The 23,107-nt window shown below is 63.9% G+C and carries 25 protein-coding genes and 1 tRNA gene; 17 read left to right on the forward strand and 9 right to left on the reverse strand.

Annotation, left to right across the window (positions count from 1 at the left end):
* Positions 1 to 2: 2 nt before the first annotated feature.
* From IVA88_RS04380 to IVA88_RS04390, 3 genes are all read right to left on the reverse strand, one after another.
* A complete protein-coding gene (locus IVA88_RS04380; protein WP_247496063.1) occupies positions 3 to 1,295 on the reverse strand; it encodes a PQQ-dependent sugar dehydrogenase in 1,293 nt (430 codons plus the stop codon).
* A 379-nt stretch (positions 1,296 to 1,674) separates the two neighbouring features.
* Positions 1,675 to 2,661 carry an NAD(P)-dependent oxidoreductase gene (locus IVA88_RS04385; RefSeq protein ID WP_247496064.1) on the reverse strand — a complete coding sequence of 329 codons (987 nt, stop codon included), beginning with the start codon at positions 2,659 to 2,661 and terminating at the stop codon, positions 1,675 to 1,677.
* 76 nt (positions 2,662 to 2,737) lie between these two features.
* Positions 2,738 to 2,812 (reverse strand) — tRNA-Gly (locus tag IVA88_RS04390).
* Between the two features lie 274 nt (positions 2,813 to 3,086).
* Here IVA88_RS04390 and trxA point away from each other — a divergent pair.
* Positions 3,087 to 4,010, forward strand: coding sequence for a thioredoxin (gene trxA / locus IVA88_RS04395; RefSeq protein ID WP_247496065.1), 924 nt, complete (start codon positions 3,087 to 3,089; stop codon positions 4,008 to 4,010).
* Positions 4,011 to 4,042: 32 nt separating this feature from the next.
* The gene (locus IVA88_RS04400) at positions 4,043 to 4,720 is read left to right on the forward strand and encodes an LON peptidase substrate-binding domain-containing protein (RefSeq protein WP_247496066.1); all 678 of its coding nucleotides are present in this window, start codon (positions 4,043 to 4,045) and stop codon (positions 4,718 to 4,720) included.
* Between the two features lie 15 nt (positions 4,721 to 4,735).
* Here the strand turns inward: IVA88_RS04400 and IVA88_RS04405 are convergent, their stop codons facing one another.
* From IVA88_RS04405 to IVA88_RS04415, 3 genes are all read right to left on the reverse strand, one after another.
* A complete protein-coding gene (locus IVA88_RS04405) occupies positions 4,736 to 5,329 on the reverse strand; it encodes a cytochrome b/b6 domain-containing protein (RefSeq protein ID WP_247496067.1) in 594 nt (197 codons plus the stop codon).
* A 48-nt stretch (positions 5,330 to 5,377) separates the two neighbouring features.
* Positions 5,378 to 5,656, reverse strand: a complete 279-nt coding sequence (locus tag IVA88_RS04410) for a PepSY domain-containing protein (protein WP_247496068.1) — start codon at positions 5,654 to 5,656, stop codon at positions 5,378 to 5,380.
* A 222-nt stretch (positions 5,657 to 5,878) separates the two neighbouring features.
* On the reverse strand, positions 5,879 to 6,229 hold the full coding sequence (locus tag IVA88_RS04415; protein ID WP_247496069.1) for a hypothetical protein: 351 nt from the start codon (positions 6,227 to 6,229) through the stop codon (positions 5,879 to 5,881).
* A gap of 104 nt (positions 6,230 to 6,333) precedes the next feature.
* Here IVA88_RS04415 and IVA88_RS04420 point away from each other — a divergent pair, with 104 nt between their 5' ends.
* Positions 6,334 to 6,900 carry a TetR/AcrR family transcriptional regulator gene (locus IVA88_RS04420; RefSeq protein WP_247496070.1) on the forward strand — a complete coding sequence of 189 codons (567 nt, stop codon included), beginning with the start codon at positions 6,334 to 6,336 and terminating at the stop codon, positions 6,898 to 6,900.
* Positions 6,901 to 6,926: 26 nt separating this feature from the next.
* Positions 6,927 to 7,124 carry a Trm112 family protein gene (locus tag IVA88_RS04425; RefSeq protein ID WP_007598651.1) on the forward strand — a complete coding sequence of 66 codons (198 nt, stop codon included), beginning with the start codon at positions 6,927 to 6,929 and terminating at the stop codon, positions 7,122 to 7,124.
* Between the two features lie 160 nt (positions 7,125 to 7,284).
* Here IVA88_RS04425 and IVA88_RS04430 read toward each other — a convergent pair whose 3' ends face one another.
* Entirely contained in the window at positions 7,285 to 8,505 is a 1,221-nt protein-coding gene (locus IVA88_RS04430; protein ID WP_247496071.1) for a ubiquinone biosynthesis hydroxylase, read from the reverse strand.
* Positions 8,506 to 8,712: 207 nt separating this feature from the next.
* Here IVA88_RS04430 and tesB point away from each other — a divergent pair, with 207 nt between their 5' ends.
* Entirely contained in the window at positions 8,713 to 9,576 is an 864-nt protein-coding gene (gene tesB / locus IVA88_RS04435) for an acyl-CoA thioesterase II (protein WP_247496072.1), read from the forward strand.
* Positions 9,577 to 9,616: 40 nt separating this feature from the next.
* On the opposite strand, the gene IVA88_RS04440 is transcribed toward tesB, so the two are convergent.
* Positions 9,617 to 10,498: a DUF4339 domain-containing protein gene (locus IVA88_RS04440; protein WP_247496073.1), complete on the reverse strand. Its 882-nt coding sequence runs from the start codon at positions 10,496 to 10,498 to the stop codon at positions 9,617 to 9,619.
* Positions 10,499 to 10,737: 239 nt separating this feature from the next.
* Between IVA88_RS04440 and IVA88_RS04445 the strand changes: the two genes are divergently transcribed.
* The 12 genes from IVA88_RS04445 (at position 10,738) to xth (ending at position 22,623) form a co-directional block, all read left to right on the forward strand.
* Positions 10,738 to 11,076 carry a P-II family nitrogen regulator gene (locus tag IVA88_RS04445; RefSeq protein WP_247496074.1) on the forward strand — a complete coding sequence of 113 codons (339 nt, stop codon included), beginning with the start codon at positions 10,738 to 10,740 and terminating at the stop codon, positions 11,074 to 11,076.
* Between the two features lie 129 nt (positions 11,077 to 11,205).
* Positions 11,206 to 12,507 (forward strand): ammonium transporter, encoded by a 1,302-nt coding sequence (locus IVA88_RS04450; protein WP_247496075.1) that lies wholly within the window; start codon positions 11,206 to 11,208, stop codon positions 12,505 to 12,507.
* Positions 12,508 to 12,592: 85 nt separating this feature from the next.
* Positions 12,593 to 12,907: a metalloregulator ArsR/SmtB family transcription factor gene (locus tag IVA88_RS04455; RefSeq protein WP_247496076.1), complete on the forward strand. Its 315-nt coding sequence runs from the start codon at positions 12,593 to 12,595 to the stop codon at positions 12,905 to 12,907.
* Entirely contained in the window at positions 12,904 to 13,296 is a 393-nt protein-coding gene (locus IVA88_RS04460) for a hypothetical protein (RefSeq protein WP_247496077.1), read from the forward strand. The genes IVA88_RS04455 and IVA88_RS04460 overlap by 4 nt, the downstream gene beginning before the upstream one ends.
* A gap of 41 nt (positions 13,297 to 13,337) precedes the next feature.
* Complete coding sequence (locus IVA88_RS04465; protein ID WP_247496078.1) at positions 13,338 to 13,940, forward strand: ATP-dependent Clp protease proteolytic subunit; 603 nt, start codon at positions 13,338 to 13,340, stop codon at positions 13,938 to 13,940.
* Positions 13,941 to 14,381: 441 nt separating this feature from the next.
* Positions 14,382 to 14,720 (forward strand): P-II family nitrogen regulator, encoded by a 339-nt coding sequence (locus IVA88_RS04470; RefSeq protein ID WP_008142813.1) that lies wholly within the window; start codon positions 14,382 to 14,384, stop codon positions 14,718 to 14,720.
* 38 nt (positions 14,721 to 14,758) lie between these two features.
* Positions 14,759 to 16,207 carry an ammonium transporter gene (locus tag IVA88_RS04475; RefSeq protein WP_247496079.1) on the forward strand — a complete coding sequence of 483 codons (1,449 nt, stop codon included), beginning with the start codon at positions 14,759 to 14,761 and terminating at the stop codon, positions 16,205 to 16,207.
* A 206-nt stretch (positions 16,208 to 16,413) separates the two neighbouring features.
* On the forward strand, positions 16,414 to 16,818 hold the full coding sequence (locus IVA88_RS04480) for a GFA family protein (RefSeq protein WP_247496080.1): 405 nt from the start codon (positions 16,414 to 16,416) through the stop codon (positions 16,816 to 16,818).
* A gap of 225 nt (positions 16,819 to 17,043) precedes the next feature.
* Positions 17,044 to 18,258, forward strand: coding sequence for an aminotransferase class I/II-fold pyridoxal phosphate-dependent enzyme (locus IVA88_RS04485; RefSeq protein ID WP_247496081.1), 1,215 nt, complete (start codon positions 17,044 to 17,046; stop codon positions 18,256 to 18,258).
* 9 nt (positions 18,259 to 18,267) lie between these two features.
* Positions 18,268 to 20,739 (forward strand): DNA translocase FtsK, encoded by a 2,472-nt coding sequence (locus IVA88_RS04490; RefSeq protein WP_247496082.1) that lies wholly within the window; start codon positions 18,268 to 18,270, stop codon positions 20,737 to 20,739.
* A 152-nt stretch (positions 20,740 to 20,891) separates the two neighbouring features.
* A complete protein-coding gene (locus IVA88_RS04495; protein WP_247496275.1) occupies positions 20,892 to 21,647 on the forward strand; it encodes an outer membrane lipoprotein carrier protein LolA in 756 nt (251 codons plus the stop codon).
* A 160-nt stretch (positions 21,648 to 21,807) separates the two neighbouring features.
* Positions 21,808 to 22,623, forward strand: coding sequence for an exodeoxyribonuclease III (gene xth, locus IVA88_RS04500; protein ID WP_247496083.1), 816 nt, complete (start codon positions 21,808 to 21,810; stop codon positions 22,621 to 22,623).
* 36 nt (positions 22,624 to 22,659) lie between these two features.
* On the opposite strand, the gene IVA88_RS04505 is transcribed toward xth, so the two are convergent.
* Positions 22,660 to 23,103, reverse strand: coding sequence for a cyclic nucleotide-binding domain-containing protein (locus tag IVA88_RS04505; RefSeq protein ID WP_247496084.1), 444 nt, complete (start codon positions 23,101 to 23,103; stop codon positions 22,660 to 22,662).
* Between the last annotated feature and the right edge of the window lie 4 nt (positions 23,104 to 23,107).

The raw sequence follows: 23,107 nt of genomic DNA on the forward strand, positions 1-23,107 counted from the left end.
TGCTATTTCTTGCTGTAGCTGATGCGGTAAATCGCGCCGGCCCAGTCGTCGGCGACGAGGATCGAGCCGTCCTTGGCGAGGATGATGTCGTCGGGACGGCCGAGATAGCCCTGGTCGCCCTCGATCCAGCCGGAGGCGAACACCTCCTGCTTGGCGTTCTTGCCGTCGGGCCCGACGATCACGCGCATGATGCGGCCGCCCTGGTACTTGTGACGATTCCAGGAGCCGTGCTCGGCGATCAGGATGTTGTTCTTGTACTCAGGCGGAAATTGATCGCCGGTATAGAACTTCATGCCGAGCGGAGCGACATGCGCGCCGAGGTTCAGCACCGGAGGCGTGAACTCCGAGCATTTGTGGCCCATCGCGAACTTCGTATCCGGCAGGTCACCCTGGTGGCAGTAGGGATAGCCGAAGTGCTCGCCGATCTTGCTGATCATGTTCAGCTTGTCCGAGGGCAGATCATCGCTGATCCAATCGCGGGCATTCTCGGTGAACCAGAACTTGCCGGTGCGCGGATCGACGTCGCCGCCGACCGAGTTGCGAACGCCGAGCGCGTAGATTTCCGCATTGCCGGTCTTGGGATCGACGCGACGGATCTGCGACACGCTGGTCGGGGGAATGCCGATGTTGAAGGGCGGTCCGAACGGAATGTAGAACCAGCCTTCCTTGTCGACCGCGATGTACTTCCAGCCATGCGCGGCATAGGACGGCATGTCGTCATAGACGACCTTGCCCTCGCCGAGATTGTCGAGCTTGCTTTCGACATCGTCGTACCGGATCAGCTTGTCGACCGCGATGACGTAGAGCGCACCGTCTTTTACGGCGAGACCCGTGGGCATGTTGAGGCCCTTCAGGATGGTCTTGACCTCCTTCTTGCCGTTGTTGTCCTTGATGGCATAGACGTTGCCGAGACCGAACGAGCCGACGAACAGCGTGCCCTTTTCACCCCAGGCCATCTGCCGCGCGGCCAGCACACCGGACGCGTAGACCTCCATCTTGAAGCCCGGTGGCAGCTTGACCTTCTTGACGATGTTGGCGAGCTCGGCGTCCGACGCGCCGGTCGGCGGACCCGACGGCGGCGCCAGCCCCTTCTGCGCCTCGGTCTCGTCGCCTAGGAACCAGTCGTCCGGCGGATGGGTCCAGAATTCCTTGGTGCCGGATTCGTATTTCTTCAACGGCTTGTTCTTGTCCTGCTGCTGTGCGTGACCGACGCTTGTCCCCGTGAGAAGGGCAACCGCTGCAAGCGCCAGGGCGGATTGAAAGACGGATTGAAAGACGGTTCGATGGAATTTCATCGCGTCACTCCCCTAAGGCAGCCATCAGGGCTGCACCTTTATTTTGTTTTGCTAGTCGAGAGGCGAAGTTTGGGTCTGTCGAGAGGCAGACGCAAAAAGGTTAGCACATCTGCGAGGGCTGAGAAGCGCGCCGCGTGCGCTGCAGTTGCGCGCAAAAAAAATTGAGACGGAATGTCAACGAAGGCAAACGCCGCGACGACAACGCTCTCGCTGCAGCGCGGAATCAAACGCGCGCTTGGCCAATTTTCAGGCAGCAGGGGGGGGCGGGAACAAAAAACGCGAAAACAACCCCATGCACAGTAGAAGCGCGCAGTCCGTTTTGCTCCCGGGCATTCCGGGTACACAATTGAGGCATCGAGCAAATTAGCAAAGGCGGCGATTACGGGGCGAGGGGATAGGGACCATCGCCAAACACCGTGTCATGATAGCCTTTCGACCCGACCTCACGCGCCAGCGTGCTGCGAAAATCGCGGCCATCGCGAAGGCAATTCAGGACGTGCGCGAAGTCGAATTCGGTCCGCCAGCCCAGCTCGCGCCGCGCGCGCTCGTTGACATAGACACGGTCGATCGCCGGGAATAGGCGCCAGCCGCGCGCCGCATAGAGCTCCGCACAATCCGGATAGAGCTTGCGCACCACTCTGGCCGCGTCGCGCGCCAGTGCCGCGAGATGGCGCGGCTCGAACGGGCTTGTCGCCGATACGATGTAGCGGGCAAACCCGATCTTCGGCGCACGCTCGGCGGCGAGCAGATGGGCGCTCACTGCGTCCGCGATATCGAGCCGGCGATAGAGCAACTCGTTGGCCTGTGCGTTCTCCGACGCGTAAGCCGACCGCATCGCCGGATCGTCATCCTCCTCCGGGAAGAAGCGCGAGGTCCTCAAGACCACGACAGGCAGGCCGTGCTCGCGACAGAACAGCTCGCATAGAGTCTCAGCCATCAGCTTGGTCGTGCCGTAGACGTTCTTCGGGATCGCCGGCAAGTCTTCGGTGACCCACACCGCGGTCTGTCCCGTCTCGGAGCGGAGCTGCGAGCCGAACGCGCTGGTGGTGCTGGTGAAGACAAAGCTGCGCACGCCGGCGGTCACCGCCGCCTCGAGCAGGTTGAGCGTGCCGGTGACGTTGGTGTCGATGAATTCTCGCTTGCTGTGGGTCGCCACATGCGGCTTGTGCAGCGTCGCGGTGTGGATCACCGCGGTGACACCGTCCATCTGGCGCCGCACGAAGTCGGGATCGACGATCGAGCCGACGGCATTGGTGAAGGGCGATGTCTTCAGATCGATCCCACGCACAGGCGATCCGCGCCCGCGGAGCGTGCGGAGAAGGGCCTCCCCGAGATGGCCCGCGCTGCCGGTGACCAGGATTGTCATTCGAGACCCAATGCAGCCGCCGGCGGCGTGGGAAACCACGTACCCGTCCGGCTCGGCTGGATGCTCTGGGAAAAATTGGAGCGGGCGAAGGGGCTCGAACCCTCGACCCCGACCTTGGCAAGGTCGTGCTCTACCACTGAGCTACACCCGCATCCTGTGTCGGTCGCATGACTGCGCCGGCAACGGCTGTCGTATGCCAAAAGCGGGCGCCGAATGCAACAGCTACCGGCGGCATAGATTCGCATCTTCCGGCCCAAATGGACCCCAACCGGGGTAAATTGGCCAAAAATGCCCTGGAACCACCGAATCGGCACGCACGGATTGAAATTCGGCCGTCCCGGCCCAATTTAGGGCCAACAGCGAAGCATATGAATTGGCGACGTGCTAAAGACCCGCCAATTCCAGACATCAGACGAGGGGATCCCGTGACGATCATCGACCAGGGTAACGGAGCAGCGGGACCGGCTGCCGCCGATCTGATCAAGGACACCACCACCCAGGCCTTCGTGAAGGACGTCATCGAGGAATCGAAGCGCCAGCCGGTGCTGATCGACTTCTGGGCGGAGTGGTGCGGTCCCTGCAAACAGCTCACGCCGTTGCTGGAAAAGGCGGTCAAGGCCGCCAAGGGCAAGGTCAAGCTGGTCAAGATGAACATCGACCAGCACCCGGCGATCCCGGGCCAGATGGGCATCCAGTCGATTCCGGCCGTGATCGCCTTCGTCGACGGCCAGCCGGCCGACGGCTTCATGGGCGCGGTGCCGGAGAGCCAGCTCACCGCCTTCATCGAGAAGCTGACCAAGGGCGTGACCGCGCCGGGTGAGCCGAATGTCGCGGAAATCCTGCAAGAGGCCGAGGCCGTGCTCGCCGAGGGCGATGCCGCTGCGGCCGCCCAGATCTACGCGGAAGTGCTGCAGCATGAATCGACCAACATCGCCGCCCTTGCCGGGCTCGCGAAATGCTACGCCGTCTCCGGTGCGATGGAGCAGGCCAAGCAGACGCTCGCCATGGTGCCGGAATCCAAGCGCAACGACCCCGCTGTGAAAGCCGTACAGACCGCGATCGATCTTGCCGAGCAGGCGGAGCAGCTCGGGCCGGTCGCCGAGCTGGAACAGAAAGTCGCCGCAAACCCGCTCGATCATCAGGCCCGATTCGACCTCGCGATCGCGCTCAACGCGCAAGGCAACCGGGCAGCGGCCACCGAGCAGCTGCTCGCGATCATCAAGCGCGACCGCAAATGGAACGACGACGGCGCCCGCAAGCAGCTCGTGCAGTTCTTCGAGGCCTGGGGCGGCACCGATGATGCAACCGTCGAGGGGCGCAAGCGGTTGTCGATCATCCTGTTTTCGTAAAGCGAGCTGGCAACGCCAGGGGGACCGGGCAGATGCCGATCAACATCGAATATCGCGGGCCCGCCGACCTTCCGGAGATTCTTCCGGTGTTTCCGCTGCCCGGCGCGCTGCTACTGCCGCGCGGGCAGATGCCGCTCAACATCTTCGAGCCGCGCTACCTCGAGATGATCGACGATGCCTTCCGCGACGGCCATCGCCTGATCGGCATGATCCAGCCGGACATCGCGCACTCGCCGAAGAATTCCGACAAGCCGGCGCTGTTCCGCGTCGGCTGTGTCGGCCGCATCACGCAGCTCGCCGAATCCGGCGACGGCCGCTACATCCTCGAGCTCACCGGCGTCTCGCGCTTCAAGGTGGTCGAGGAGCTCGACGTGCTCACCGCCTACCGGCAGTGCAAGGTGGATTTCTTCGCCTTCGTCGACGACTTCACGCCGCGCATGGGCGAGGACCAGGTCGATCGCGAAGCGCTGCTGGCGGTGCTGGCGGACTTTTTGAAAGCGAACAATCTCAAGGTCGACTGGGAGGGCGTCGAGAGCGCACCCAACGAAGCGCTCGTCAACGCACTGGCGATGATGTCGCCCTACGGCGTGGCCGAGAAGCAAGCGATGCTGGAAGCGCCGGACCTGAAGACCCGCGCCGAAATTCTGGTCGCGGTGACCGAGATGGACCTCGCCAAGAAGCGCACCAGCGGCGATCCGCCGTTGCAGTGATCGGTGCGGGCGTGCTTACGAGTGACCGCGGATGCGCTTGCGGCCGGTGATCATCGCGCGGATCAGGTTCTCGCGCTGGAGAAGCCCCATCAGCAGCACGCCCAGGACGTGCAGCACGACCAGGACGATGACCGCGTCCGATGAATAGTGGTGGGTGTCCTCGACCCACCAGACCCCGAAAAAAGTCACGGTCACCGACATCGCGCCTGATATCGTCGACACCGCGAGCGAGGCCAGCAGCGCCACCAGCATCAACGTGCCGGCGGGATTGAGCCCGATATAGCGGCCGGTGATGCCGCGGCGCAGATTCCAGAGATAGCCCGGTGCTGCCCGAAGCCGGACGCCGACCATGCGGAAGCGCGAATAGCGGCTTCCCCAAAAACCCCAGACCAGACGGAAGGCAAGAAGGCCGAGCACCGCATAGCCGACGATACGGTGGAGTCCGTCAAAGACGGTGGGCGTGAACCAGGCGGCCAGAACACAAGCCGCGAGCGCCCAATGCCAGAGGCGCAGCGGAAGGTCCCAGACCGCGACTGTCCGCGAAGCGGTTCGATCCGCGGGGGTCCGGTTGGACACCCCGCGCGCTTCCGGTACCGTTTCTTCGATCAAGCGAGGACCACCCTCAGGCGTAACTTTGCGCAAACCGCTTCGCGCGGTCTACTTGGCAATGGTGTGCTTCAGGCTGAGATCTTCGGGGCTGTAGAACAGCTCGTAAAGCTTGCCTTCCTTGACGCCGTAGACCTCGTAGCACGAACCTTCGATCTTGGAGCGCCGCACCTGATAGCCGAGTGCCTTGGCCTTGGCTTCGGCTTCGCCCGCCGGCTTCCATGACGCCTTGTCGAGCTTGGTGCAGTCCTTGAAACCATCGGCCATCGCAGCCGATCCGGTGCCAATCCCGATCGTCAGCGCAATGGCAACAACACGAATGACCTTCACGAACATCTCCTCTTCTGTCGTGCGCGCTGCGCCTGGTGCGCAGCGGGACCGAAGGAAGCAAAGCACATGATGAAGTCAATCGGGATCGGAGGCGGCTGCCTTTAGAGTTATTCTAACGATCCGAAAAAAATCAACGCTCTCCGTATGGAGCCCGCGTTTGCGGTGGCGCTGCGGCCTTACGCCTCACAGATGGGATGAGGCAATGATTGCGATAGGTCGCGCCTAGTAGCCGGCAACCGCCATGACGACGACGGCACTGAGCGCCATCCATCCAAAATGCCGGCCGCGCGTGGCCCAGGCGTTGGCGAAAGCAGAGAAGCCGAACACGCCGGCCATGGTGACCACGATCCAGTGGCGCGCCGGCTCCGATTGCATCCAAGGCGCCGCGATCAGGAGCACGCCACCGCCGACCCAGGCGACCGTCGAGGCCTGCCAGACCAGGCGGATCAGGGTGCGGAGCCGTTCCGGCTCGATGCGGGCGCGGGCAAAGACCTTGGTCTCGCCGAGAATGCCATGGATGACGGCCACGGCAATGGTCACGACGCCGGCACACTGAAGCAGGAGATCACGCACCGTCAAAGCTCCCTGAAGCTTCTCCATACAGTCATGTATGGTGGATAGGCGCTGGCCCGTCGCCTGTCAATACACTAATGTATGGTTTGACTCCGGAACGCGACATGACCGAACAGCTGACCGCCGACGACTGGATCAAAGAGGGCCTGAAGGCGCTCGCTAAAAGCGGCTTCACGGCCCTGAAGGCCGATCCACTGGCGAAAGCCATGGGCGTCTCACGCGGCAGCTTCTATTGGCATTTCGCCGATCTCGGCGCGTTCCACGCTGCCCTCTTGAAGCGCTGGCGCGAGATCGCGGCCGAGCGGATCATCGCCGACGTCGAGGCCGCCAGCGACGAGCCGCTGAAAGCGCTGCTGCGCAGGACTTTTGGCGCGCGGCTCGACCTCGAGCGCGCAGTGCGGAACTGGGCGGCCTTCGATGCGGCGGCGCAAACGGCGGTGCGTGCAATCGACCGGCGCAGGCTCGACTATATCGAGGAGCTGCTGAAGAAGCGCGGGCTCGAGACGGCGACTGCACGAGCCCGCGCGCAAATCCTGTACTGGACGTTTCTCGGCTTCGCCCTGTCGGACCCGCAATTGCCGGCCGCGCGGCTCCAGGGCCTGCTCGGCGAGATCCTGCGGATGGTGTCGGCCAAAGGGACCGCGATGGGCGGCCGCGATTTTCTGTGCTAGAGGCAATCCGATCGCCGGAGACCCCAATGAACGCGCCCACCGAACGCCCCGAAGCCAGCGTCGATCCCAAATTGCTGGAGATTCTGGTCTGCCCGCTGACCAAGGGCCCGCTGGAGTTCGATTCCGCAAAGCAGGAGCTGATCTCGCGCAGCGCCAAGCTGGCCTATCCGATCCGCGACGGCATCCCGATCATGCTGCCGGAAGAGGCGCGCAAGATCGATTGAGAATTGGCACGACGGCCGCGCCATAACCCCAGGGAGGGGTTATCGCGCGAAGCCGGTCACTCCGAGTCTTCGCAAAACTATTGCTGCGGCGTATGGGTCCCGGATCTGCGCTTCGCTTGTCCGGGACGACGGCGGAGTGTGGGGCGCCAGCTAGCGTCCCTCACAACGCCTCGCCCTTCAACAACCGCGGTATCTCACCGGTCAAACCGGCGGCCTGGCGGATGAAGAGGTTCTTCAGGGGCGGGGCGCGGTCGACGAGGCCGAGTCCGATGTCGCGGACGGTGCGCAGCAGCGTCGACTGGTTGGAGAACAGGAAGTTCAGCGAGTTGGTGGCAACGCCCATCGCCATCGTGTCGAAGCGGCGCCAGCGCTGGTAACGCTCGAGCACGTCGGCGCCGCCGATATCCATGCCGAGCCGAGCCGCATCGACGACGACCTCGGCCAGCGCGGCGACATCCTTCAGACCCATGTTGAGGCCCTGGCCCGCGATGGGGTGGATGACATGGGCGGAATCTCCGACCAGCGCGAGGCGCTCGGCGATGAAGGAGCGTGCAACGAAATAGGACAGCGGAAACGCGCGCGGCTTGTCGAGCGCCTTCAGCTCGCCGAGATGCAGGCCGAAGCGTTGCTCGAGCTCGCCGTGAAACTCCTCATCGCTCAATGCAATGATGCGGGCGGCTTCGCTGCGGCGCTCGGTCCATACCAGCGAGGAGCGCCTGCCTGAAAGCGGCAGGATCGCGAACGGACCCGCCGGCAGAAAATGCTCTTCGGCGCGCCCCTCGTGATCGCGTTCATGGCCGACGGTGACGACGATGCCTGACTGATCGTATTCCCAGCCATGGGTGGCGATGCCGGCGCGCTCGCGCAGCTTCGACTTCGCACCGTCGGCCGCGACCAGGAGGCTCGCCGCAATGACGCTGCCGTCACCGAGCGTCACGTCGATGCCCTCGGAACGCGCGTCGTAAGACGACACTGTGGTGGCGCGGAGATCGATGCCCTCGGCCTCGGCGCGCACCACCAGCGCATCGATGAGCCGGCGGTTCTCGATCATATGCGCGAACGGCTCGCCCGGCGCGACGTCGCCGGCGAAGTTGAGGAACGCCGGGCGGGTGGCGTCTTCCAGCTTCGAATCGGTGACGACCATGTCGAGGATCGGCTGCGCCTCGCCCCTGACGTCGTCCCAGGCGCCGATCGCCTCGAACAGGCGGCGGCAGGCAGCCACGATCGCGGTCGCGCGCGGGTCGCGGCTCGGCCGTGTGCTGAGCGCGGGGTCGGCGACGATGACGGGGATCTCGGGGCCGAGCCCCTGGCGCAGCGCCAGGGCCAGCGCAAGGCCCGCAAACGCGCCGCCACCGATGACAATGCTACCCTGTACCGACATACCCAATTCCCGGCTAAGTCTTCGCGTTTTCTTGGTCTTGCTACCAGACTTGAGGTGGGCGAAACAGTGCGGTGAAACAAGGGCGGAACGGCCTCATTCCGTCATTCCGGGGCGCGAGCGCGAACCCGGAATCCAGAGGTCGTCAGCTCGAGATTCCGGGTTCGCACTCCGTGCGCCCGGAATGACGAGGCATTTTGAAAGCACACCATGTCCAAAAGCCTGATCGACCTCATCTCGATCCTCGACCTCGAACAGCTCGAGGTGAATTTGTTTCGCGGCAACAGCCCGAAAACGAGCTGGCAGCGGGTGTTCGGCGGCCAGGTGATCGGGCAGGCGATGGTTGCGGCCTGCCGCACCGTCGAGGGCCGGCTGCCGCATTCGCTGCACTGCTACTTCATCCTGCCGGGCGATCCGCAGATCCCAATCATCTATCAGGTCGAACGCCTGCGCGACGGCAAGAGCTATTCGACCCGCCGCGTCACGGCGATCCAGCACGGCAACGCGATCTTCTCCATCATGGTATCATTCCACGCGGAGGAAGAGACCGCGTTCGATCATCAGGAGAAGATGCCCGACGTACCGCCGCCGGAAAAGCTCACGGCGGAAGAGGTCGCCAAGCAGCCGATGTTCAAGGAGATGCCGGAGTTCATCCGCCGCTACTATGAATCCGATCGGCCGATCGAGCTGCGCCCGGTCGAACTCGGCCGCTATTTCGGCCAGAAGATCGACGACGGCCGCATTCACGTCTGGATCAGGACCGCCGCGAAGCTTCCTGACGATCCGGCGCTGCACATGTGCGCGCTCGCTTACGCCTCGGACTTCTCGCTGCTGGATGCGATCATGGCGCGCTACGGCCGCACCCTGTTCGACAAGCGCATGATGCCGGCGAGCCTCGACCATGCGATGTGGTTTCATCGCCCGTTCCGCGCCGACGAATGGCTGCTCTACGCCCAGGATTCGCCGAGCGCGCAAGGCGGCCGCGGTTTGACCCGCGGCTCGATCTTCAAGCCTGACGGCACGCTGGTGGCTTCCGTCGCGCAGGAAGGCTCCGTGCGCGAACGGAGAGCCTAGGCGGCATAAGCGCGATCGATCGCGCTCATGCCTCTCGAGGTCATGCTCGGAGCGATTCTCGCGGAGCCAGGACAGTCTCCGACGCGAACCAGTTCATGATCCAGCGATACACCCACGGGATCGGGATAATGAAGCCGCAAAGGAATGCGGCCACGATACCCCGCCAGAGAATCCCGAGGCCGCTGCCGTTGAAGACGATCTCGCGCCGCGTGCCTTCGATGCTGCGGCAGAACCAGCGCATCTGGGCTGCGGCGACCCAGGCCCAGCCGATGATGGTGACGATGGAGATCGCAAACAGCAGGCTCCAGCCGACATAGGCCCAGACCGTGCCGGTGAAGCTCAGGCCGAGCGGCTGTCCGTTGGAGGCGAGGTTCGCGACCATCCATTTGATCAGGAGCCAGTAGAGAACGATCTGCGCGATGAACAGCAAATTGCTCAGCAACGGGGCGCCGATCAGGCTGATCGCGATCGCCAGAACGATGAAACCGAAAAACCAGGGCACCAGTGCCATTGCGCTGCCGGTGAAGCTGAGATTGGGCCGTCCGGGGACCTTCACGCAGGACACGATCCATTTCGTGTACCAGACGAACACCCACGGCACCGGGATGATGAAGCACATGCCGATCAGCATCACGATGCTGCGCCAGGTGAACTCGAGGATGCCGAAATCGACCGCCAGCGATCCTCCGCCGCCACCGTAACCTCCGGAGCCCATCATCGGCGGGCCGCCAGCCGGCATCATCGGGGGCGCACCGCCGCCGATCAGGCCGGGGATTTCGGCGGCCTTCTGCCAGCCGGCCATGCCTTCGGACCACACCAGCGTATCCGGGCGCACGATTCCCTGGGCGACGAGGTCGCGGAATTGCCCGTCCGGATAGGGCCCTTGCTGCTTGCCCTCGGATGCGTAGAACCAATTCGCCATGAAGCGTCCCCCTCAAACATAGTTTTGTACCGGCCGGGACACTTGGGTTCACCGCATCCATGCCAAAAACGCATTGTGGAGGATGAACGGCTGCCCTGTACAGAGGCGGCCATTCACATGACCCAACGTTTTTCCGCTTCAATCTGCAACTTTTTTATGCCATTTGCCCGGAAAGATGCCAGATTGACGCTGCGCCGGGGACATACGGCGCAACGCATCCCCGGGGAATAGGCCTGACCATGAAACTCGTCGTCGCGATCATCAAACCCTTCAAGCTCGATGAAGTCCGCCAGGCGCTGACGGCGATCGGCGTCCACGGCATGACCGTGACGGAGGTGAAGGGCTATGGCCGCCAGAAGGGCCATACCGAGATCTATCGCGGCGCCGAATATGTCGTGAATTTCCTGCCGAAGCTGCGCATCGAAATCGCGGTGGCCTCCGATATCGCCGAAAAGGCCGTCGCCGTGATCACCGCGACGGCGCGCACCGGCCAGATCGGCGACGGCAAGATCTTCGTCACGCCGATCGACCACGCGCTCCGCATCCGCACCGGCGAAACCGACAGCGACGCGCTCTAGATTTTTGTTTTGACACGTTTTCCTTACGCGAACCGGCATCCACTTCGCTCGAAAACGCGCTTCTTCTTCGATCGCACCGGGCAACGGCGCCACAGCGTGCGACGCAATCAATAGGCTGGGGGAAACGATATGGCGGGATTGTTGCGCCGCGCGGCTGCTATGGCCGCGCCGATCGGGTGTGTCTTGATCATGGCTTCGCCGGCGCGCGCCGCGGGCTCCGAGATCAACACCGCCGACACCGCCTGGATGATCGTCGCCACCGCGCTGGTGCTGATGATGACGATCCCGGGGCTCGCGCTGTTCTATTCCGGCATGGTGCGCAAGAAGAACGTGCTCGCCACCATGGCGCAAAGCCTCGCCGCAGTGACGATCATCTCCATTCTCTGGGTCGCGTTCGGCTATTCGCTGTGCTTCGTCGGCGACGGCCCGTGGATCGGCACGCTCGACCGCTGGTTCCTCGCCGGCATGACCATGGACAGCGTCAACCCGGCGGCGAAGACGATCCCGGAAGCGCTGTTCATGCTGTACCAGATGACGTTTGCGATCATCACGGTGGCGCTGGTCGCGGGCGCGGTCGCCGACCGCATGCGGTTCTCCGCCTATCTGCTGTTCTCCGTGGCCTGGTTCATCTTCGTCTACATTCCGCTGGCGCATTGGGTGTGGGGCGGCGGCTTCCTCGCCGGCATGGGCGTGCTGGATTTCGCCGGCGGCCTCGTCGTGCATCTGTCGGCCGGCACCGCTGGCCTCGTCGCGGCGAAGGTGATGGGACGCCGTCACGGCTACGGCACCGAAAATCTTTCGCCGTTCGATCTGTCGCTCGCGGTGATGGGCACCGGCCTGTTATGGGTCGGTTGGTTCGGTTTCAACGGCGGCTCGGCGGGCGCAGCCAATTCGCGCGCGGTGCTGGCGATCATCGCGACCCATCTCGCGGCCTGCTCCGGCGCGCTGACCTGGGCCGCGATCGAATGGTCGACGCGGCGCAAGCCGTCCGTGCTCGGCATGATCTCCGGTGCAGTGGCCGGCCTCGGCACCATCACGCCGGCCTCCGGATTCGTGGCGCCCTGGCACGGTATCGTCATCGGTGTGATCGCGGGCCTCGTCTGCTACTGGGCTTGCACCTGGCTGAAGCACCGCTTCAATTATGACGATTCGCTCGACGTGTTCGGGGTCCACGGCATCGGCGGGATGACCGGGACCCTGCTGGCCGGCGTGTTCGCAACCAGCGCCATCGGCGGCACCCCCGGCCTGCTCGAAGGCCATCCGCAACAGCTTCTGGTCCAGCTCTACGGGGTTGCCGTCACCTTCGTCTGGTCGGCGGGCGTGAGCTTCGTCCTGCTCAAGCTGGTCGGCCTGTTCGTACCCCTGCGCGTATCCCGTGAGCACGAGCTCGAAGGACTGGATATTTCGCAGCACGGCGAAGCGCTGCAGTAAGTTGCTGGCGAGTTGCTCGAGCCGCTGCCCAGCCTGAGGTCGTTTCGGGCTTGCGCGACACATAAGCATATGCTTATGTGTCGTCATGATCGAAGCAGACATCTTCAAGGCGCTGGCCGACCCGACGCGCCGAAAGGTCTTTGAAAAGCTCGCTGGCGGAAGCCTGAATGCCAGCGCTTTGCGCGATGGATTGGAGATCAGCCAGCCGGCGATGTCGCAGCATCTCGCAGTGCTGCGCGCGGCAGGCCTGGTGCGTGAACAACGGCAGGGCCGCTTTGTGAACTACGAGGTCGACCCGGACGGGATCGCCACCATCGGGACATGGCTTGCGCGCTACCGCGCCTACTGGCCGAAGCGCATGGATGCCCTCGCCGATCTCTTGAAGGAGATGGATCAATGAGCGACGCCGGGAAGCCTGATCCCTCCGACGCAGACTTGGCGCTCAAAGCAGACTTGGCGCTCGAAACAGATTTGGTGCTCGAATATGAATTCGATGCGCCGCCGGCCAAGGTCTGGCGCGCGGTGACCATTCCGGCCTTGCGCGAGCGCTGGCTGCCGGATTGCGATCTTGCGGGCGCCGAGCCGGAATCATCGATCCCAGGCCAAGAGGTGCGCTACCGGCTTCGCGATTCCGAACCGCCGTTTCGCGAAAGCCATGTCATCTTCCGGATCGAACCGAACGAGGACGGCAGCACCCGCTTCCGCATCATCCAGCAAGCCTGCGATGTCCGTATGAAGCTGCCGCAGCCGGCCAACAGCAATTGCTGCCTGATGCGCGCGGCCGCCTGACACCAACACCACTTCATCACCCGCAGGAATGGAGGTCGCCGATGCGCGACATGCTTCAGCTCGTCCCTATGGTCGTCGAACAATCCGCCCGCGGCGAACGATCCTTCGACATTTATTCGCGCCTGTTGCGCGAGCGCATCATCTTCCTCAACGGCGAGGTCAATGATGCGATGTCCGGACTGGTCTGCGCGCAGCTCCTGTTCCTGGAGGCGGAGAATCCGAACAAGCCGATCAATCTCTACATCAATTCCTATGGCGGCGTGGTCACCTCTGGCCTCGCGATGTACGACACCATGCAATTCATCAAGGCGCCGGTCCATACGCTGTGCATGGGCACCGCGCGCTCGATGGGCTCGTTCCTGCTGATGGCCGGCGAGCCCGGTCACCGCGCCGCCCTGCCCAATGCGAGCCTCCACGTGCATCAGCCGCTCGGCGGCTTTCAGGGCCAGGCGTCCGACATCCTGATCCATGCCACCGAGATGCAGGAAACCAAGCGACGCCTCATCCGGCTCTATGCGCAGCATTGCGGGCGCCCCGAGCCGGACGTGGAACGGACCCTGGACCGCGACCACTTCATGACCGCGCAGCAGGCGGTCGACTGGGGGCTGATCGACAAGGTGTTTGCGGAACGCAGCGCCGCCTGACCTTCGCCGTTAGGCCTCCGCCGCCGTCACCTTCCTCCGGTGGGCAAGTATCTGGTGGGCAAGCCGAGACTCGTCTTGCTCAAGACGTTCGCGCTGCCGGACATGGCCCGCACGGCAGAGCGCGCCAACGAGGCATCACCTTTAATTAGATACCTTTCGACTGCCCGACCCCTGGGCAACATTATGTCGGTAGCCTGTCGTGCCTGCGTTTTGAGCAGCCCTGACCACGTTTTGAGCGCGGCGTAATAGCGCACTGCACCGCAATAGGCGTCAAACGCGAAAACACCCGTTTTCATAGTCCGTTAGGCAACACGCCCGATCTGGCACGGCATTTGATTCTAGGGGTCGTGGCTGTGCCCGCGTAGTGAACTTTCTCCCTCGTGGCGAACCAGTCGAGAAGCGCCCGGCCACGTCCGGACCGGGCCAAGCGGGGATAGGACCATGAAAATTGTTATGGCGATTATCAAGCCATTCAAGCTGGAAGAAGTCCGTGACGCCCTGACCGCCATCGGCGTTCACGGTCTCACGGTGACGGAAGTCAAGGGATATGGCCGCCAGAAGGGCCATACGGAAATCTATCGCGGCGCCGAATATGCCGTGAGCTTCCTGCCCAAGATCAAGATCGAGGTCGCTGTCGCCTCCGACCAGGTCGACAAGACCATCGACGCCATCACGTCCGCCGCGAAAACGGGGCAGATCGGCGACGGCAAGATCTTCGTCATCAATCTCGACCATGCGGTTCGCATCCGCACCGGCGAGGCCGATGCTGCGGCCCTTTGATTTCGCGCTCAATCAGAATTCAATCAGGAGTAAATGAAATGACGTTTAAGCGTCCCTATGGCGCGGGATTGGCGGCTCTCGCAGTCGGCCTGTTCGCTGCGACCGCAGCCTATGCCGAGCCAACGGTCAACAAGGGAGACAACGCCTGGATGCTGACATCGACAGTGCTCGTGCTGTTGATGACGATCCCCGGCCTCGCGCTGTTCTACGGCGGCCTCGTCCGTTCCAAGAACATGCTCTCGGTCCTGATGCAGGTGTTCTACACCGTCTGCGTCGTCACCGTGATCTGGGCCGTGTACGGCTACAGCCTCACCTTCACCGGCGGCTCCGACTTCATCGGCGGCTTCTCCAAGGCCTTCATGATGGGCGTCACCACCGATTCGAAGGCTGCGACCTTCTCGGTCGACGCCAACATCTCGGAGCTCATCTATATGTGCTTCCAGATGACCTTCGCGGCGATCACGCCCGCCCTCATCGTCGGCGCCTTCGCCGAGCGCATGAAGTTCGCGGCCATCGCGCTCTTCATCCCGCTCTGGGTCACGCTGATCTACTTCCCGATCGCGCACATGGTCTGGTACTGGCCCGGCCCGGACATGATCCAGGACGCTGCCAAGGCTCTGGCTGCTGCGACTGACGCGGCGGCGAAGACCGCGGCGCAGGCCAAGCTCGACGAGATCAACGCCGACGCAGGCTGGATCTTCAAGAAGGGCGCGATCGACTTTGCGGGCGGCACCGTGGTGCACATCAACGCCGGCATCGCAGGTCTCGTCGGCGCCCTGCTGATCGGCAAGCGCGTCGGCTACGGCAAGGAGCTGATGGCTCCGCACTCGCTGACCATGTCGATGATCGGCGCCTCGCTGCTCTGGGTCGGCTGGTTCGGCTTCAACGCCGGCTCCAACCTCGAAGCCAACGGCGGCGCAGCCCTCGCCATGACCAACTCCTTCGTCGCCACCGCAGCCGCCGCGCTGTCGTGGATGTTCGCGGAGTGGATCATCAAGGGTCACCCGTCGGTGCTCGGCGTCATCTCCGGCGCTGTCGCGGGCCTCGTGGCCGTCACGCCTGCCGCCGGCTTCTCCGGCGTGATGGGTGCGATCGTCCTCGGCCTCGTGGTCGGCGTGGTCTGCCTGTTCTTCTGTACCGTCGTGAAGAACGCGCTCGGCTACGATGATAGCCTCGATGTGTTCGGCGTGCACTGCGTCGGCGGCATCGTCGGCGCCCTCGGCACCGGCATCCTCGTCAACCCGGCGCTCGGTGGTGCAGGCATCATCGACTACACCGCGATCCCGCCGAAGGTTGCCGATTACGACTTCGCAGCGCAGATGATCTCCCAGATCTGGGGCGTCGGCACCACGCTGGTGTGGTCGGGTATCGGTTCGGCGATCCTCTACAAGGTCGTCGATGTGATCGTTGGCCTCCGCGCCAATGTCGAAAGCGAGCGTGAAGGCCTCGATATCACCGAGCACACCGAGCGCGCCTACAACATGTAAGTCTCCTCCCGGGCGCGGCCTCCTCGGGAGCCGCGTCCACAACTACGGTTTGGGGCACATACCCGGCAATGTCCCGACCGTTGAGGGGCTCCAGCGCAAGTTGGAGCCCCTTTCTTTTTCATCCATCACGTGAAGAAAAAGATTGCCATTCCAGGCAGCCGGCGCAGAAATATCGACCACAACAAAACAACAACCGGGAGGTCGTCATGCGTTTGGAAGGCGGATGCTATTGCGGCGAAGTGCGCTATGTCGCCGAAGGCGAGCCGATGATGCAGGCGCAATGTCATTGTCGCGAGTGCCAGTACATCTCGGGCGGCGCGCCCAACACCTTCATCGCAATGCCGGCGGGCGGCTTCAGCTACATCACCGGGCAGCCCAAGCAGTTCAAGCGCAAGGACCTCGAACGCGCCGTCACGCGCGAATTCTGCGCTGAATGCGGCACCCACCTGGTGACCAGGGCTCCGGGACTGCCGGCCGCGATCCTGAAGGTCGGCACGCTGGACGATCCAAAACAGTTCCATCCGCAGATGGCGATCTACACCTGCGACATGCAGGACTTTCACGCGATCCCCTCGGGCATGGTGACGTTCGAGAAACTGCCGGCGCGCTAGGCGCGCCGCTGCAGCTGCCTGGAGGTCCGGCCCCCTCGACTCTTGTCGAGATGTGCGTCAACGCGGCCATGCATCCCGTTGTTATCCGGCCTCTTTATTCCTGCTCTGGACGGAGGCGGCGACCGATGGTTAATCGCGTCTTAACCTCGCCCTATCTATGGTGAACTGAACCGCTTCCCGCCGGCGCCCTGGTGACCGGCTGTTCCAAGAGTGCTGGCGTCCAGAATGGCTATGACCGCTTCATCCCGTGCGCCGCTGGAAGCTGGAAGCTCCGATAGCGAACGCTCTCCCTTCGTCCGGCTGAACGAGCTGCTGGCGCCGCATCAACCCGGCAAGCCCTTGATTTCGCTTGCGGTCGGCGAACCGCAGCATCCGGTGCCAGACTTCGTCGGCCCGGTGCTTGCCAAGCACATCGCCGATTTCGGCCGTTATCCCGCGAACAAGGGCACCGACCCGTTCCGCAAGGCAGCGGGCGCCTGGCTGTCGTCGCGGTTCAAGCTCCCGCGCACCCTCGACCCCGAGAACGAGATTCTCGTCCTCAACGGCAGCCGCGAGGGGCTGTTCCTCGCCGCGATCGCCGCTGCGCGCTATGTCGGCCCGCGTCCCGGCAAGCCGGCCATCCTGATGCCGAACCCGTTCTATCCGGTCTATGGCGCCGGAGCCGGCGCCGCGGCTTGCGAGCCGGTGTTTCTGCCGACCACCGCCGAAAACGGTTTCCTGCCCGATCTCGACGCCATCGACGAAGCGACGCTGGCGCGCACGGTGGCGTTCTATCTGGCGTCGCCCGCCAACCCGCAAGGCTCGGTCGCTTCGCCCGACTACTTCAGACGCCTGAAGCAGCTCGCGGATCGCTACGGCTTCGTCATTCTCAGCGACGAATGCTATTCGGAGATCTACACCCGCGAAGCACCGGGAAGTGCACTCGAATGCGCGGGCCCTGATTTCACCCGCGTGGTCGCGTTCCAATCGCTGTCGAAGCGCTCCAACCTGCCGGGCATGCGCGTCGGCTTCGCTGCCGGCGACAAAAAGTTCATCGGCATGTTCCTCGAGCTGCGCAACATCGCGGCGCCGCAGGTGCCGGTCCCGCTCCAGCATGTCGCGACCGTCGCTTACGGCGACGAGGCGCATGTCGAGGAGAACCGCAGGCTTTACCGGATCAAGTTCGATCTCGCCGACCAGATCATCGGCAATCGTTACGGCTATCGCCGGCCCGCCGCCGGCTTCTGCGTCTGGCTCAACACGTCGGAAATCGGCGACGACGTGTCTGTGTGTCTGAAACTCTTCAAGGAAGCAGGCGTGCGCGTGGTGCCCGGCAGCTATCTGGCACGGCTCCAGCCCGACGGCTTCAATCCCGGCGCAGGCTACATTCGCCTTGCGCTGGTGCAGGATGGCGAGACCACGGCGCAGGCGTTGCACCGCCTGGTCGAGACTCTGGGTTAGGCGGGGCCCATGAGCATGTCGGCGATCGAACGTGTCATTCCTCTGGTCGGCCATCTGCCGCCCTCGATCCGCGAGGGGCTGGCGCGGCGCGTGCGCGAGCTCAGCGGCCTCGGCCTGATCGCATTGTCCGGCGTCGCCTCGGCGGCGCTGATGACCTGGTCCGTGCAGGATCCCAGCCTCAGCCACGCAACGTCGCGGCCGATCCGCAACATTCTCGGCTATGCCGGCGCGATTGGCGCCGACCTTGCGATGCAGATCCTCGGGCTCGGCGCGATCATGCTGGTCCTGACGATCGCGATCTGGGGCTGGCGCATGCTGACCCATCGCCCGTTCGACCGCGAGGCGCTGCGGCTCGGCTCCTGGATTCTCTGCACGGTGATCGCAGCGGGCTTCGTCAGCTGCTCGCCGCATGGCGGCGCCTGGCCGTTGCCGACCGGGCTCGGCGGCGTGGTCGGTGATGCCTTGGTCCGCGCGCCCGCGGTGATTTTCGGACCAGCCGGGACGATCTACCGCATCGTGCTCGGCACGATCCTGTTCGCCGCAATGGCGGCGACCTTCCTGATCGCCTGCGGCCTTGGCGCACGCGAGCACGACGACGAGCTCGCGGAGATCGAGGATGACGACAAGCCGCTCGACCAGGACGAGGACAGCGATCGCGGTTCGGTGTCGCTGGGCTGGATGTTCCACGCATTGATGAGCACGAAGGCACGGCTGATCTGGTTGCTTGGCGCGGCCTACCGCTCGCTGGTCTCGAGCGGGCCGAAAACCAAGGCGGTTGCATTCAACCGCCACGAGCCGAATCTCGGTGGCGGCCGCGCGGCGCCCCCGATATCGCCGCAGTCGCAAGACGAGAACTACGGCGACGAGCACGAAGAAGACGACGAGGAGGAAGAGGAGGAGCCGGCCGCGCGCGCCCCGCGCAAGAAGGCTGCGCCCAAGGCCGCGGCCAAGAAATCCTCCGACAAGTTCGAGCTTCCGTCCGTGTCCGTGCTGGCCGCGCCGAAGGCCGGCGATCGCCAGCCGCTCAGCAAGGCCGAGCTGGAAACCAATTCGCGCGCACTCGAAGGCGTGCTGCAGGACTTCGGCGTACGCGGCGAGATCGTGAAGGCTCATCCGGGCCCGGTGGTCACGCTGTACGAACTGGAGCCGGCGCCCGGCATCAAGTCGTCGCGCGTGATCGGCCTTTCCGACGACATCGCCCGTTCGATGAGTGCGCTGTCGGCGCGCGTCGCCGTCGTGCCCGGCCGCAACGCCATCGGCATCGAGCTGCCGAACGCCCATCGCGAAAAAGTCTATCTGCGTGAGCTGCTGGTCGCCAAGGAGACCGTCGATTCGGTTGCGAAGCTGCCGCTCTGCCTCGGCAAGACCATCGGCGGCGACCCCGTCATCATCGACCTCGCACGCACGCCGCACATGCTGATCGCCGGCACCACCGGCTCCGGCAAATCGGTCGCCATCAACACCATGATCCTCAGCCTGGTCTACCGGCTACGCCCGGACCAGTGCCGGCTGATCATGGTCGATCCGAAGATGCTCGAACTCTCCGTCTATGACGGCATTCCCCATCTGCTCACGCCGGTCGTGACCGATCCGAAGAAGGCGGTGGTCGCGCTGAAATGGGCCGTGCGTGAGATGGAAGAGCGTTACAAGAACATGGCCAAGCTCGGTGTGCGCAACATCGACGGTTACAACACGCGCCTGCTCGAATTGAAGGCCAAGGGCGAAGAGCCGACGCGCACGGTGCACACCGGCTTCGACAAGGAGACCGGCAAGGCGATCTACGAGGAAGAGAAGCTCTCGCTCGACCCGCTGCCCTACATCGTCATCATCGTCGACGAAATGGCCGACCTGATGATGGTTGCCGGCAAGGACATCGAAGGCGCGGTGCAGCGCCTCGCGCAGATGGCGCGCGCCGCCGGCCTGCACGTGATCCTCGCGACGCAGCGTCCGTCGGTCGATGTCATCACCGGCACCATCAAGGCGAACTTCCCGACCCGCATCGCCTTCCAGGTGACGTCCAAGATCGACAGCCGCACCATCTTGGGCGAGATGGGCGCCGAGCAACTGCTCGGCCAGGGCGACATGCTCTACATGGCCGGCGGCGGCCGCATCAGCCGCGTGCACGGACCTTTTGCCTCCGACGAGGAAGTCGAGAAGGTGGTGCGCCACCTCAAGACGCAGGGACAGCCGGAATACCTCGAAGCCGTCACGGCCGAAGAGCCCACCGAGGACGAGGACGGCGCGGTGTTCGACGCTTCCGCCATGGGCGCGGATGGCGGCGGCGATCTGTTCTCGCAGGCCGTTGCGATCGTCAAGCGCGACCGCAAGGCCTCGACCAGCTACATCCAGCGCCGCCTGCAAATCGGCTATAACCGCGCCGCATCGCTGATGGAGCGCATGGAACTGGAAGGCATCGTCGGCCCCGCCAACCACGCCGGCAAGCGCGAGATTCTGGTCGAGGAAGAAGACAGTCATATGTGAGGCGAGCCGCCTCAAGCCGTCATTGCACGCAAAAACGTTATCTGCTTTTGGCCGAAATCACGCTAAAAGGGCGCCCAGCCACACAGGACGACGCGTTGATCAGACATCCGGACATTCGATTCGCTGCCATCATCGCTGCGCGTAGCGCGCGCGTGGCCAGCGTGATTCTCATCACCGCCGCGATGGTGAGCGCGGCGTCGTTCGCGCAGACCGTTCCCGTGCCGAAGCCCGCGCCGAAGGGCCGCGATGGCGGTCCGCCCTCGGGAGGACCGTCGATCACCGGCGCGACCCAGACGCCGCCGAACCCGGTGATTCCGGATCCGCGCCGCAACGTGCCGAGCAGCATTTTCCAGACTTTCGACGCCAACCAGAAGGCCCAAGCCGCCAAGGTCAGCGCCTACCTGTCGTCATTGTCGACGCTGGTCGGGAATTTCGTCCAGGTCGGTCCCGACGGCAGCAAGACGCAAGGCGATTTCTACATCCAGAAGCCTGGCAAGGTGCGCTTCGAATACGATGCGCCAAGCCCGATCGACATCGTCGCCGACGGCTCCTCGCTGGTGGTGCGCGACCGCAAGCTCGCGACGCAGGACGTCTATCCGCTGTCGCAGACGCCGCTGCGCTTCCTGCTGTCCGATCGCATCGACCTGATGAAGGACACCAACGTCGTCAACGTCTCGGCCGACGACGTCTTCGTCAGCGTCACCATCGAGGAGAAGCAGGCGCTGGTCGGCACCAGCCGCCTGATGCTGATGTTCGGCGCCAAGGACGGCCAGTTGAAGCAGTGGACCGTCACCGATCCGCAGGGCTACGACACCACGATCGCGGTCTATAATCTGGACGCGGGCAAGAAGCTCGATCCCGGCATGTTCAAGATCGACTTCACGAATTACGGCCAGTCGCCGGGTTGAGAACGTTGGTGCCGTACGCGGCAAAGGCGCGCTTGCGCCGTGCCCATCACCATCTCTCCTCCGCGCGATCGGCATGGTGGGCACGCTTCGCTTTGCCCACCCTACGAGACCTGTGGACACGCATTTGCGTACGCCTAATCCATGCTAAGACGCATCTCTCATGCGTTTTTCCCTGACAACCTGGAACATCAATTCGGTGCGGCTGCGCATCGATCTGGTCGCTAAGTTTCTCAAGAGCGCGCGGCCCGACGTGCTGTGTCTCCAGGAGACCAAGTGCATCGACGACGCCTTTCCCCTGAAGCGCTTCAAGCGACTCGGCTACGAGCACGTCGCGCTGAACGGGCAGAAAGGCTATCACGGCGTCGCCATCGTCTCGAAAATTCCGTTCGAGTCCAAGGACATCCGCACCTTCTGCGACAAGGTGGATTCACGCCACATCTCGGTGTCGTTCGGCGAGACGGCCGGCATCGCAAAGCCGCTGGTGGTGCATAATTTCTACGTGCCGGCCGGCGGCGATATTCCCGATCCCGCGCTGAACGAGAAATTCGATCACAAGCTCCGCTTCCTCGACGAGATGAAGGCGTGCGAGCCGTTGCACCCGCGCGGCGAGGATCGCCACATCCTGGTCGGCGATCTCAACGTCGCCCCGCACGAGAACGACGTCTGGTCGCACAAGCAACTTCTGAAAGTGGTTTCGCACACGCCTGTCGAAACCGAGAAGCTGCAAGCCGCGCTCGCCGCCGGCGAGTGGGTCGACGTCGCGCGCGAGCGCATTCCGATGTCGGAAAAGGTCTATACGTGGTGGAGCTACCGCTCCGCCGACTGGACCGTCGGCGACCGCGGCCGCAGGCTCGACCACATCTGGGTCTCGCGCGCGCTGAAGGATACGGTCAGCGACTTCAAGATTCTTCGCGATGCGCGCAGCTGGGAACGGCCGTCCGATCATGTGCCGGTGACGGTGACGCTCGAGGTGTGAGCTCGAAAAAGCTTGCGGCTTGGATGGAGCGCAGGCCTAAGACGTCAACTTCGCACCGGCCATCAGGATATCGCTCGCGATCTGGCTGGAGCGAACCGCGAATTCGTCGCGAAGGCGTACGGCGGCGGCGGGGTCGCTTTCGAGCACGCGCTGAAACAGACTGCGCGCGATGCGGATGACGGAGGCGTGCTCGATCGCGATCGCGCTCGACGGGCGCTTCATCGGCACCACCAGCGCGAGTTCGCCGATCAGCGCACCGGGACCTGCGATCATCTCCGCGCCGGCGCCGTCGTCGACCCGGAAGGCACCGCGCTGGACCACGAAGCCGGCATCGGCAACGTCGCCGAGATTGAACAAGACGTCGCCGCGGACGAAGTCACGCTGCTCGGAACCGATCGCCAGCATGCGCAACGAAGCGTCTCCCAACAGGCGCAGTGTCGGGACACGCTCGAGAAGCGCTACATCGTCGTCGATTGACATTCAG

The organism is Bradyrhizobium sp. 149, from assembly GCF_023073915.1.
Taxonomy (GTDB): domain Bacteria; phylum Pseudomonadota; class Alphaproteobacteria; order Rhizobiales; family Xanthobacteraceae; genus Bradyrhizobium.